The sequence below is a fragment of the Streptomyces alboniger genome, from assembly GCF_008704395.1.
Classification (GTDB): domain Bacteria; phylum Actinomycetota; class Actinomycetes; order Streptomycetales; family Streptomycetaceae; genus Streptomyces; species Streptomyces alboniger.
The window spans coordinates 1,910,129-1,921,572 of sequence record NZ_CP023695.1; the positions used below are offsets into that span (position 1 = coordinate 1,910,129).

The 11,444-nt window shown below is 72.4% G+C and carries 14 protein-coding genes; 6 read left to right on the top strand and 8 right to left on the bottom strand.

Annotation, left to right across the window (positions count from 1 at the left end):
* The first annotated feature begins 118 nt into the window (after nucleotides 1-118).
* Together CP975_RS08395 and CP975_RS08400 are read left to right on the top strand one after the other, a co-directional pair.
* A complete protein-coding gene (locus tag CP975_RS08395; protein WP_055527998.1) occupies nucleotides 119-598 on the top strand; it encodes an anthrone oxygenase family protein in 480 nt (159 codons plus the stop codon).
* A gap of 102 nt (nucleotides 599-700) precedes the next feature.
* A complete protein-coding gene (locus CP975_RS08400) occupies nucleotides 701-2,191 on the top strand; it encodes a glutamate synthase subunit beta (RefSeq protein ID WP_055527996.1) in 1,491 nt (496 codons plus the stop codon).
* A gap of 153 nt (nucleotides 2,192-2,344) precedes the next feature.
* On the opposite strand, the gene CP975_RS08405 is transcribed toward CP975_RS08400, so the two are convergent.
* From CP975_RS08405 to CP975_RS08415, 3 genes are all read right to left on the bottom strand, one after another.
* Entirely contained in the window at nucleotides 2,345-3,142 is a 798-nt protein-coding gene (locus CP975_RS08405; protein WP_055527993.1) for an SAM-dependent methyltransferase, read from the bottom strand.
* Between the two features lie 70 nt (nucleotides 3,143-3,212).
* On the bottom strand, nucleotides 3,213-3,533 hold the full coding sequence (locus CP975_RS08410; RefSeq protein WP_150476715.1) for a DUF397 domain-containing protein: 321 nt from the start codon (nucleotides 3,531-3,533) through the stop codon (nucleotides 3,213-3,215).
* A 1-nt stretch (nucleotide 3,534) separates the two neighbouring features.
* Nucleotides 3,535-4,395: a helix-turn-helix domain-containing protein gene (locus tag CP975_RS08415; protein WP_055527991.1), complete on the bottom strand. Its 861-nt coding sequence runs from the start codon at nucleotides 4,393-4,395 to the stop codon at nucleotides 3,535-3,537.
* Nucleotides 4,396-4,625: 230 nt separating this feature from the next.
* Here CP975_RS08415 and CP975_RS08420 point away from each other — a divergent pair, with 230 nt between their 5' ends.
* Together CP975_RS08420 and CP975_RS08425 are read left to right on the top strand one after the other, a co-directional pair.
* Nucleotides 4,626-5,054, top strand: a complete 429-nt coding sequence (locus CP975_RS08420) for an ATP-binding protein (RefSeq protein ID WP_055527989.1) — start codon at nucleotides 4,626-4,628, stop codon at nucleotides 5,052-5,054.
* A gap of 169 nt (nucleotides 5,055-5,223) precedes the next feature.
* Entirely contained in the window at nucleotides 5,224-5,667 is a 444-nt protein-coding gene (locus CP975_RS08425) for a hypothetical protein (RefSeq protein WP_055527987.1), read from the top strand.
* Between the two features lie 5 nt (nucleotides 5,668-5,672).
* Here the strand turns inward: CP975_RS08425 and CP975_RS08430 are convergent, their stop codons facing one another.
* From CP975_RS08430 to CP975_RS08445, 4 genes are all read right to left on the bottom strand, one after another.
* Entirely contained in the window at nucleotides 5,673-5,846 is a 174-nt protein-coding gene (locus CP975_RS08430) for a hypothetical protein (protein WP_150476716.1), read from the bottom strand.
* A 105-nt stretch (nucleotides 5,847-5,951) separates the two neighbouring features.
* Nucleotides 5,952-6,635, bottom strand: coding sequence for a DUF899 domain-containing protein (locus CP975_RS08435; RefSeq protein WP_055527985.1), 684 nt, complete (start codon nucleotides 6,633-6,635; stop codon nucleotides 5,952-5,954).
* Nucleotides 6,636-6,745: 110 nt separating this feature from the next.
* Entirely contained in the window at nucleotides 6,746-8,158 is a 1,413-nt protein-coding gene (locus tag CP975_RS08440; RefSeq protein ID WP_055527983.1) for an amidohydrolase, read from the bottom strand.
* Between the two features lie 56 nt (nucleotides 8,159-8,214).
* On the bottom strand, nucleotides 8,215-9,261 hold the full coding sequence (locus tag CP975_RS08445; protein WP_150476717.1) for a phosphatidylinositol-specific phospholipase C domain-containing protein: 1,047 nt from the start codon (nucleotides 9,259-9,261) through the stop codon (nucleotides 8,215-8,217).
* Nucleotides 9,262-9,388: 127 nt separating this feature from the next.
* Between CP975_RS08445 and CP975_RS08450 the strand changes: the two genes are divergently transcribed.
* Both CP975_RS08450 and CP975_RS08455 read left to right on the top strand, forming a co-directional pair.
* Nucleotides 9,389-10,006: a 2'-5' RNA ligase family protein gene (locus tag CP975_RS08450; RefSeq protein WP_055527980.1), complete on the top strand. Its 618-nt coding sequence runs from the start codon at nucleotides 9,389-9,391 to the stop codon at nucleotides 10,004-10,006.
* Nucleotides 10,007-10,064: 58 nt separating this feature from the next.
* On the top strand, nucleotides 10,065-10,568 hold the full coding sequence (locus CP975_RS08455) for a DUF3574 domain-containing protein (RefSeq protein ID WP_055527979.1): 504 nt from the start codon (nucleotides 10,065-10,067) through the stop codon (nucleotides 10,566-10,568).
* 21 nt (nucleotides 10,569-10,589) lie between these two features.
* On the opposite strand, the gene CP975_RS08460 is transcribed toward CP975_RS08455, so the two are convergent.
* Nucleotides 10,590-11,363 carry a nucleotidyltransferase domain-containing protein gene (locus CP975_RS08460; RefSeq protein WP_055527978.1) on the bottom strand — a complete coding sequence of 258 codons (774 nt, stop codon included), beginning with the start codon at nucleotides 11,361-11,363 and terminating at the stop codon, nucleotides 10,590-10,592.
* Between the last annotated feature and the right edge of the window lie 81 nt (nucleotides 11,364-11,444).

Below are 11,444 nucleotides of genomic sequence, written 5' to 3' on the forward strand. Positions count from 1 at the left end.
ACGCGTATGGTGCCCGCCGCCGCACCGCAATTGACTTGTGGGGATACGGGACGCCGTGCAGGATCACTCGCGGCCGCCCATCCGAGACGTAACCGCCCCATTCACCCCGGGAGTTGCCATGATCGACGGACCGTACTTCGTCCTCACCGTGCTCGGGGTGCTCGCCTGCGGTCTCACCGCCGGGGCCTTCGCCGCGTTCTCGGCCTTCGTGATGAGGGGCCTGGCCGCGCTCCCCCCGGCCCAGGGCATCGCCGCGATGAACTCGATCAACGTCACCGCGGTCGGCCCGGCGTTCATGGCGGTGTTCCTGGGAGCGACGGGACTCTGCGCGGTGCTCGCCGTCGTGACGTTCGTGCTCTGGCCCGAGGACGGCACCGTCGAACTGCTGCTCGGCTCCGCGCTGCACCTCGTCGGCTCCTTCGGGGTGACCGTCGCCGCGAACATCCCGCGCAACGACGCCCTCGCCGAGGTCGACCCGCAGAGCGCTAAGGGCGCGGCGTACTGGCGTACGTACGTCCGTGAATGGACCGCGTGGAACCACGTGCGCGGTGCGGCCTCGCTCGCCGCGGCGGCGTGTTTCCTGCTCGCTCTGACCTGAGCGACCTGAAGGACCTCAGCGCCTGAGTGCCTGAGCGATCTGAGCGCGCCGTGGCCGGCAGGCGGACGTATGGTGACAAAAAGCCTGCGCGAGGGAGAGGCCATGGCCGACCCCAAGGGCTTCCTCACCACCGCGCGCCAGGAATGGCCGCGCCGTCCCGTCGGGGAACGGGTGAAGGACTGGGACGAGGTGTACGTCCCCGGAGCCCTGCTGCCCCTGATCGAGCGGCAGGCGGATCGCTGCATGGACTGCGGCGTCCCCTTCTGCCACCAGGCGTGCCCGCTCGGCAATCTCATCCCCGACTGGAACGACCTGGTCTCGCGCGCCGACTGGCACGCGGCGGCGGAGCGGCTGCACGCCACGAACAACTTCCCCGAGTTCACCGGGCGCCTGTGCCCGGCCCCCTGCGAGGCGGGCTGCGTCCTCGCGATCAACCAGCCCGCGGTGACGATCAAGAACGTCGAGGCGGCCGTCGCCGACCGCATCTGGGCCGACGGCCTCGCCCCGCCGCGGGCACCCTCGCGGCACTCCGGTAAGACGGTGGCCGTCGTCGGCTCGGGCCCGGCCGGACTCGCGGCGGCCCAGCAGCTGACGCGCGCCGGGCACACCGTCGCCGTGTACGAACGGGACGACCGGGTGGGCGGTCTGCTGCGCTACGGCATCCCCGCGTTCAAGATGGAGAAGCACCACCTGGAGCGCAGGCTCGGGCAGTTGGCCGCCGAGGGTGTGCGGTTCCGTACGTCGACGGAGGTCGGGCGGGATGTGGGCGCGGCGGAGCTGCGGTCCCGTCACGACGCGGTGGTGCTGGCCGTCGGCGCGACCGCCCAGCGCGAACTGGACGTACCCGGGCGGGAACTGAGGGGCGTCGTACAGGCCATGGAGTATCTGCCGCTGGCCAACCGCGTGTGCGAGGGCGATCTGGAGGCCTCGCCGCTGTCCGCGGCGGGGAAGCACGTCGTCATCGTCGGCGGAGGCGACACCGGGGCCGACTGCCTGGGGACGGCGGTGCGTGAAGGGGCCGCGTCCGTCACGCAGTTGGACATCTACGCGCGAGCGGGCGAGGCCCGTGACGAGCTGACGGAGCCCTGGCCGACGTATCCGAGGCTCTACCGGCTCTCCGCCGCGCACGAGGAGGCCGGGGAGTTGCGCACCGCGCCCCTCGCGGACGCCGACGCACGGCTCTTCGCGGCGTCCACGCTCCGCTTCGGCGGGGACGCGGCAGGGCGGGTCCGGGCGGTGCGCCTCACCGGGGTCGACGAACTGCGCCGGCCGCTGCCGGGGACGGAACGGGAGCTTCGGGCGGACCTGGTACTGCTCGCGCTCGGCTTCTCCGGACCCGAGCGCGCGCCGGGCGGGCTGCTGGACCAGCTCGGCGTCGACCTCGACGCGCGGGGCGCGCTCGCCCGCGACGCGGCCTTCGCGACGAACGTCCCCGGCGTCTTCGCGGCCGGGGACGCGGGGCGCGGGCAGTCGCTCGTGGTGTGGGCGATCGCGGAGGGCCGTGCGGTCGCCGCCGCGGTGGACCGGTGGCTGACGGGCGCGACGTCCCTCCCGGCCCCGATCACCCCGTACGACCGTCCGATGACGGTGTGAGCGGGCGCCGGGCCCGACAGCGAATCCCCCGGGCCCGAGAGGGAACGCCCCGGACGCCCCTGGCCCTACAGCGGACGCCCCGCGTCGCGCGCGGCGCACACCTCCACCCCGGCCAGGGCGTCACGACCTCCGCAACCCCGCGGCGCGAAACCGTCAGCGCTTGCGCGCCACCGCGCCGTACCCCGGCGTCGGCCCCTCCCCCGTGTCCGGCACCCGCTCGCCCAGTTCCGGCTTCCAGTGGTCGATGACCGCCACTCCGGGGGCCACCATCTCGTAACCGTCGAAGAAGCGTTCCACCTCGGCGCGCGTGCGCAGCGCCAGGGTCATGCCGCGCGCCTCGTAGAGTTCCGCGGCCCGCTGCGCCGTCTCGGGGGTGAACTCACCCGTCCCGTGCGACAGCATCAGGTAACTGCCGGGGGGCAGTGCCCGCATCAGCCGGTCCACCAGGTCGTACGCGCCGTCCTCGTCCGCGATGAAGTGCAGCAGCGCGACGAGCGACAGGGCGACCGGCCGGTCGAGGTCCAGGACCCGCGCGGCCCCTTCGAGGATCTTCTCCGGTTCGCGGAAGTCCGCCTGGATGTACTCGGTGGCGCCCTGCGGCGTGGAGCGGAGCAGCGCCTCGGCGTGGGCGAGGACGATGGGGTCGTTGTCGCAGTAGACGACGCGCGCGTCAGGGGCGATCCCCTGGGCGATCTGGTGGAGGTTCGGCTCGGTCGGAATGCCCGTGCCGATGTCGAGGAACTGCCGTACGCCCTGTTCGGTGAGCCAGCGCGTGGCGCGCTGCATGAACGCGCGGTTGGCCCGCGCCGTCGTCAGGACCCGGCCGTCCATGGCGACGAGCTGGCGGCCCATCTCCTCGTCCACCGGGTAGTTGTCCTTGCCGCCCAAAAACCAGTCGTACATCCGTGCGGGGTGCGGCTTGCTGGTGTCGATGTACGACGGGTCGGTCACGGCAGCTCCAGGAGTAGGCGGCGGTCGGAGAGGAGGACCTTGCTGGTCACGAGAGCAGGAAGCTTGGTGGTCACGACAGCAGGAAGTCCGCCTCGCCGGCCTTCGCGCCCTGTATGAACGCGTTGATCTCCCCGTGCGTGTAGATGAGCGCGGGGCCGTCGGGGTCGGCGGACTGACGCACCGCCACCCTGCCGTCGGCCAGCTTCATGGCCTCCAGGCAGTTGCCGCCGTTGCCGCCGCTCCACGGCTTGTGCCAGCCGTCGCTGCCGAGGTCGCGGGCGGGCATGCCGTTGTAGATGCGGGACTCCCCGCGGGGCTCGGCTCGCGAGTCGTCGCGGGCCCCGGGTGCGCGCGGACCGGCGGGGCGCGTGCCGGCTCGGTGTCGGTCCATGTCACAGCTCCTTGCGGACATCGCGGAGGATGTCCTTCGTGCGTTGTGCGGTGGCGGCCTGCGCCGCCATGCGGTCCATGACCTCCAAGTGCGTGGCCACCTCTTTGCGCGCGTCCAGGTAGACGGCGCCGGTCAGGTACTCGCTGTAGACCATGTCGGGCAGCTCCGCCATGGCGAAGCGGAAGAGCACGAACGGTCCGTACGTCCCGGGGTGCGGGCCCGCCGCGAACGGCGCGACCTGAAGCGTGACGTGGGGCATCTCGGTGGCTTCGAGCAGCCGGTCGAGCTGCTCGCGCATCACCTCGGGGCCGCCGACGGGCCTGCGCAGCGCGGTCTCGTCCATCACCACCCACAGCCGGGGCGCGTCCTCGCGGGTGAGCAGCGCCTGGCGCTCCATGCGCAGCGCCACGTACCGCTCGATGTCCGCGGGCCGGGTCTGGCCGATGGCTCCGGAGCGCATCACTCCGCGCGCGTACTCCTCGGTCTGGAGCAGGCCGGGCACGAAGTGGGGCTCGTAGGACCGGATGAGGCTGGCCGCGCCCTCCAGGCTGACGTACATGCTGAACCAGCCCGGCAGGATGTCGTGGAACCGCTGCCACCAGCCCGGCTTGTTCGCCTCCTCGGCGAGGGTCACGAAGGCGTCGGCCTCGTCGTCCGCGACGCCGTAGGCCTTGAGGAGCAGCTGGAGGTACGGGATCTTCAGCGCGACCTCGGCCGTCTCCATGCGGCGGACGGTGGCGGGTGCGACGCGCAGGATCTTCGCGGCCTCCTCGCGCTTCAGGCCCGCGCTTTCGCGCAGGTCCTGGAGGCGACGACCGAGAACGACCTGGCCGACGGTCGGCGCGGACCGCGGTTCGCTCACGTCTCCTACCTCCACCCGACTGCGCGTTGCCACAACTCACACCGCACCGCGAGCTGTTGCGAGCAGTGTGCCATGCGCCGTCTCGAAGGAACACGCCACTGTGCACTTTTCAGAGTGGGTCTTGCCAAGGTGTTCGGGGCGGGGCGATAGTGGAGAGCGTGACTCCGCCCGCGCCGTTAGGAACCGAAGCCGCCGAAGGCCGTCTTGGTGATCCCGCCGAGGCACGTCCTGTGAGCGCTGCCGAGGTCTGCGTCAGTTTCGCCCTCGCCCCGCGACCGAACTCCGTAGCGCAAGCCAGACGGCTCATGCGCGTGCGGTTCGGCGAGTGGGCGGTGCGGGACGACGACGCCTGCGACGCGGCGGCACTCATACTCTCCGAACTGGTCACCAATGCCGTGGTGCACACCGCGAGCCGGCGGATCATCTGCGAGCTCTGCGCGGATACGGAGAGGCTGCGAATAGCCGTACGTGACGAAGGCTGCGGTACTCGGACGCCGCGCCCGGTGCACAGGGGGGCCGACGAGGAGCACGGGAGGGGATTGCTTCTCGTCGACGCGGTGAGCAGTGCGTGGGGCGTCCACGACGCGGGGCCCGGAATCGGGCGGACGGTGTGGGCGGAGTTGCGCAGGACGCCGAAGGGAGCGCCGGAGTTCGCGTAGACCGGACCAGTAGAGGACCGGGCTACCTGAGGACCGAAGTACCTGAGTACCGAACGAAGTACAGAAGTACCGAAGTGACGGCGTGGACCGGAACGACAGCGTCGGCACGTTCGGAGAACGGGGTGGCGAGCGTGGCAGTGTTGCGGGCGGGGGGCATGTGAGCGCGGGTATGGTGCGGCCGTTGGATCTGAACACCTTGGTCCGGCTCTCCCGGCGTCGACAGCGCGCCGGGGCCCCACCACCACCCCTGCGGCTCGATCTGCCCGAAGGGATGACCGAGCCGCTCGGCTGCGACGCGGTGGCGGTGCCCGCGGCGCTCGGGCCCCGGCTGATGTCCCGGCTGCCCCGCGTGGGGTGCGTGTACGAGGACGGGCCGCGCTGGTGGTGGATCGTTCCCGCGGACTCCGACGTCGCCATGGAGTGGCCCTCACCGGTCGCCTACTCGGCGGGCGCGGTGGTGCGCAACGGCGGGCGCCGGACGCCCGTGCTCATCAACCGGCCCGAGGGCGACGTGCCCTACACCCCGCCGATTCCGCTGTATCTGGCGCTGTGCCGGGTGACGGGGACCACGCCGGGGTGGTCCCCGGTGGGCGCGGGCGCTCCGCTGGGGTGAGGGGTCTACCGGGCGGTCGGCTCCCGCACGATCACCAGGTAGGCGTCCGAGGCGAGGTCCATCACGACCTCCGCGGGCTGCCCCTCCTGGCGGCGGGCCCACGCGAACTCCTCCGCGGGCCACGACCCACGGGGTCCGCCCGCGGGAAACCTCTCCAGCACCACTCGTGCGTTCGTCATGTTCCTGTCCCCCGTACGATTCGGTTCGGCTCTGTCTGTGAGAACGCGCGCGGGGCCCCTCAGGGCTCGCAACGTGACCGAACCGACACGGAGTTGAGGCGTTTCTCAGTCTTCGTACTCGTCGTGATACCGCACCCGCGCGCTGCCCGCGGGGGCCCCGAGTGCCGAGGCACGCCCCGCGGGCCGCTCCCACTCCTCCTGCCGGCCGAGCGCCGTAAGGTCGAGGAGGCTGCTCGTGGAGCCGATGCCGTCCAGGCCTCGGGCGAACGTCGCGTACGTGTGGTAGACGCGGTCGCCGTCCCGCAGGAAGCAGTTGATCGCGGGCACATCGCGCGGCTCCTCGGTGAAGGACGCCTGGAAGTCGTAGTTGAAGTCGCCGCCGTTCGTCGAGAACCAGGGCACGGTCCAGCCCATGCGTGCCTTGAAGGTGAGGAGCGCGGTGTACGGGGCGCGCGACACGGCCACGAAGTTCGTGCCGCGGGCCCGCAGATGCGCCAGGTGTCCGATCTGGTCGAGGAAGGCGGAGCAGCTGCGGCAGCCCGCGTCCCATTCGGGGGCGAACATGAAGTGGTAGACGATCAGCTGGTCACGCCCGTCGAAGAGGTCGAGCAGCGTCGCCTTCCCGGCGGAGCCGTCGAAGTAGTACTCCTTGTCGACCTCCACCATCGGCAGGCCGCGCCGCGCGGCGTTCAGCGCGTCGCGCGCGCGAGTGGCGGCCTTCTCCTTGACCAGCAACTCCTCACGCGCGACGAGCCACTCCTCGCGTGTGACGATGTCCGGAAGTCCCATGGCGTGTCTCCTCCACCCTTCGAGCGGCCTTCGAGCGTGCAGCTCCGCGAAGGGTGGACCGGCGGGGTGTGCCGAACTCATCGCTCGGGGGCGAGAAAGCCGGAAAGGATTTAGCCCTCGTACTCCTGGACGCGCCTGCCGTGGCTCCGGTCGATGAGTTCGGGCAGGAGTTCCCCCAACTCCCGTACGGTTTGCGGCACATCGACGGTCAGCAGTTCACGGTCGCGCATCAGGACCCGGCCGTCCACGACCGAGGTGCGTACGTCCGCGGAGCGGGCACTGTGTACGAGGGTGGCGGCCAGGTCGTGCACGGGCTGGGTGTGCGGGCCGGTCACATCCACGAGGACGATGTCGGCCCGCCGCCCCGCGGCGAGGCTCCCGATCTCCTCGCCGAGGCCGACGGCTCGCGCGCTCTGCCGGGTGGCGTGGTCCAGGGCCTGGCGGGCGGTGAGCCAGGTCGGGTCGTGCTCCGCGTGCTTCTGGACGAGGGCGGTGAGCGTCATGGACTCCCACACGTCGAGGGTGTTGTTGGACGCGGCGCCGTCCGTGGCCAGGCCGACGGGAATGCCGGCCTCGCGCAGCGCCCGCACGGGCGTGGTGTCCCAGGCGAACTTCAGATAGCCGCGGGGCGCGGTGGCCACGGCGACGCGTCCGCGGGCGCGGCGCAGTGCGGGCAGGTCGCGGGCGGTGTCGAGGCCGGTGGCGTGGGCGATGAGGAGATCCACGTCGAGGAGTCCGGCCTGCTCCAGGACCTCGATGGGTGTGCGCCCGTGCCGGGCCAGGCTGTTGTCGGTCTGCTCGCGGTTCTCCGCGGCGTGGAGGTGGACGAGGAGGCCGTGCTCGCGGGCGAGTCCGGCGGTGGCGGCGAGGTCGGCGTCGTCGACGGTGTAGGGGGCGTGCGGGGCGAGGCAGGTGGTGACGCGGCCGCCCGCGGTGCCGCGCCGTCGCAGGGCGAAGTCGAGGGAGGCGGCCCGGCCCTCGGGCCCCTGGGAGCTGAAGTAGGCCTGGCCGAGGACGGCGCGCAGGCCGCTCTCCTCGGTGACGTCGGCCACCGCGTCCATCGCGAAGTAGTGGTCGGCGAAGGTGGTGACGCCGCCGCGGATCATCTCCGCGCAGGCGAGGCGCGCGCCGAGCCGGACCACGCGCTCGGTCAGATTGGACTCGACGGGCCAGATCCACTCGTTGAACCACGCGTGGGCGGGCAGGTCCTCGGCCAGCCCGCGCAGGGCGACCATGGGGGTGTGCGTATGGCAGTTGACGAGGCCGGGGAGGGCGACCGTGCCCCGGCCGTCGATGTGCTCGGCGGCACGCTCCGGGCCCACCCCGGGCCCGGTCCCCGCGGTGGCGGCCCCGGAGGCGGTGACCGAGACGATGAGTCCGTCACGTACGACGATCGTGGCGTCGTCGATGAAGACGATCGCGCCCTGGGGGCCGTGGGTCAGAGCCGTGCAGCCGGTGATGAGGAGATCGGCGGGGCGGGCGCGGGCCGGGTCCGAAGCGGCCGGTCCGGGAGGCGGCGTCATCTCTTCACGGTAGCCGGACCGGCCCCGCCAGGCAGTGGCGGCTCGACCCCGGCGGCTCAGCCTCTCGGGAGTACGGTCGAGAGCACGCCCGGCAGCGAATACCAGTCCGACGAGACGATGCTGGCGTGCCGGCCCGCGAGCAGGGCGACCCGTTCCTTCGCCTGTGCCTCGGTCGGGCGCGTGCCGTCGATGGCGGGGGCGACGTTGTGGGCGTCGGTCATGACGAGGAGGTAGCGCCGGTCGGCGTACCACCGCGTGTCGATGCCCCCGCCCGCGTACGCCGTGGCGTCCCCGTCGAACAGCACGAACCACGGCCGGATCGAGGGGTCCGCGTACCGGCCGCGCGGATCCCCCGCCCCGGCGCCGAGCACGGCGGGGAAGGCGGCGGCTTCCCCGAGGCGGCCCGCCGCGGCGAGGTCGCGCAGATGGGTGGCGTACTCGCGGTCGGTCCACAGGGTGTCCGCGGGGTTGCCCTGTTCGACGGTGCCGGGTATCAGCTCGACCACGAACTTCCCCGCGAGTTCGGAGCGCGACGGCCAGCCCTTGGCCCGTACGGCGTCGTCGAGGGTGGGGTGCCCTGCGGCCAGTTGGCCCGGCCGGTACACGGCGTCGCCGAGCACGCTCGTCAGAAGCGCGTCGAGATCCGCGGGGCCGCGCCCGCGCCTGGCCTGGAACCCGTCCTTCAGCTCGACCTTGACCAGGACGGGCCGGTGGCCGGGGCGGGCGTCGTGCCAGGTGCGCATGTCCCTCAAGCACCCGGTCAGAGTCTGGTTGCGCGGCTTGGTGCGCAGTTCGCCGGGGTGCTGGGCGTTCTCGCAGTTGTTGTCGTTGCCGAGCGGGTTGCTGTGCGACACCCGCCAGCCGCTGCCGAATCCGTTGGTCCACACGTCGAGTTCGAGCATCCCGGCGCCCGAGTCGAGGGCGTCGGCGAAGTACGGGTACTTCGCCTTCTCGTACGCGTTGTGCAGACCGACGCCGGTCGTGGCCGAGTACGCGGAGTCCGGCGCGGGGCCGTCGGCGGCGACCGCGGTCCCGCCCCCCAGGGCGCCCCACGCGACGACGGCTCCCGCCATCAGCCCCACCACTCCCCTGCGCACCGTCATGCCCACCGCCCCCTCGCACATCACACCGGCCAAGTCATGCGCAACGTAAGGGAGTCGAATGACGTAAGGGAAGACACCGTCTTACGGCTTTGGGGGCCCGGGGTCCGCCGTGACACGATGCCGGGCTGTGAGCAACGAGGTACGAGAACCGGCAGGGGCAGTCTCCGACGCGGCGGGCGGCGGGTGGGCCGACCTGCCCGGTGACACGGCCCTCACCATCCGCGTCCCCGAGGCGAACCCCCTGGTGAGGACGGGCCTCCCCGCCCATGTGACCGTGCTCTACCCCTTCCTCAACACGTCCCGCTTCACCGCCTCCACCCATGCCGACCTGACGAACCTCTTCGCGGCCCACACGCCCTTCACCCTGGCGTTCACCGAGTTCCGCCGCTACCCGGGCGTCCTCTACCTCCCCCCGCAGCCCGAGACCCCGGTCCGCGCCCTCACCGCGTCCCTCACCGCCCGCTGGCCCGAGGCGGTCCCCTACCGCGGCATCTTCACACCGCCCCTGGCACCCCATCTGACGCTCGCGAACCACGAGGGCCCCGACACCTGTCAGGCCGCCTACGACGCCCTGGAGTCCGAGCTGGCCCCTCACCTGCCGATCACCGGACAGGTGGACGCGGTCCACCTGATCGTGACCGACGGGGCGGGCGGCGCGTGGCGGGACCTCGCCACGTACCGCCTGGGCGTCCGCTACGGTTTGCGGCCGACAAGGGAGTACGGCCCCTCGTCACACGCGGGGTGACGCCCTCGCCCGCCGCCGCAGCCGGACGCCCTCACCCTCCACCGAAAGGGATCACGCCGTGGCTCGCAGCCTCTCCCGCACCACCCGCACCCGACTCGCCGTGGCGGGCGCCGTGGCCGCGGCCCTCGCGGTCGGCGCCCCGGTGGCGTACGCCTCCCTGGACGGCGAGGCACGGCCGTCGTCCTCGGCCGCGTCCGCCGCCTCGACGACCGCCTCGACGGCCGCCCGGGGCAAGCCCTTCACCGAGACCCGGCTCTTCTTCGGCACGGAGCGCCCCGACGGCGGGCCCGCCGTTACCGACAAGCAGTTCATGGCCTTCATCGACAAGGAGGTCACGCCTGGCTTCCCCGACGGGCTGACCATCCAGGACGGGCGCGGTCAGTGGCGCGACTCCAACGGCAGGATCGAGCGGGAACGTTCGTACGAACTGATCCTGCTGTACCCGACGGGCGAGGCCCGCAAGAAGGACGTCCTGATCGAGGAGATCCGCGGCGACTACGAGAAGGCGTTCGCGCAGGACTCGGTGGCGCGGCTCGACGAACGGACGCGGGCCGACTTCTGAGCGGTCCCGCAGGCGCGGCGGTCAGTGGGACTCCGCTGCCTTCGCGGCGGCCGACTCGATGAGTTCCGCCGCCTCGGTGAGCGCGGCGGCCAGGGAGTCGGCGCCGTCCCCCAGCGAGGCGATGATCGCGTCCACGTGCCGCAGTCCGGCCCGCTCCAGGAGCCGCTTCTCGTTGGTGACCCATTCACCGCGTGCCGCTAGGACCGCGTGGGCGCCCTGCATCGCGGCCGTGGCGAGGGCGCCGGCGACCTCGGTGGGCTGGGCGCGCGGGGCGTTGCCCGCGCGGGCGTAGCCGAGGGTCGCGCGGGCGCGGTCGAGCCAGACGCGGGGCGCCTCGCGGCGCAGGGCCTCGGGGTAGGCGGGGCGCGGCAGTTCGCCCCGCAGCACCTTGTTGACGGCAAGTTCGGCGACGAGCAGGTAGCTGGGGATCCCGGCGAGGTGGAACATCAGCGGCTCCCAGTGGAACCGCCCCTCCTCGGCCTCCGCGAGGACACGCTCGACCACGTCGAGATCGCGGTAGTGCACGTCGACGCGGCGTCCGTCGACGGTGAGCCACGCCCCGCCGTTGAACACGCCGCCGCCCCACGCGCCCAGCTCCGAGACCTCGCCCTCCCAGCCGACCCCGCGCAGCGCGGCCGGTTCGAAGGAGGGGCCCCGGTAATAGACGGCGGTGTCCCAGTCGCTGTCGGCGGTGTGGGTGCCCTGCGCGCGGGAGCCGCCGAGGGCGACGGCGTCGACGCCGGGGAGGGCGGCGAGCCGGTCGGCGACGTGGTCGAGGAAGGCTTGGTCGTTCATGGCAGGCACTTCTGAGGCACCTCGGCTCTCTCGCTGGTCGGCCATCGTCTTTGGCGGGCGCTTCGCCCGGTGTTCTGCCCG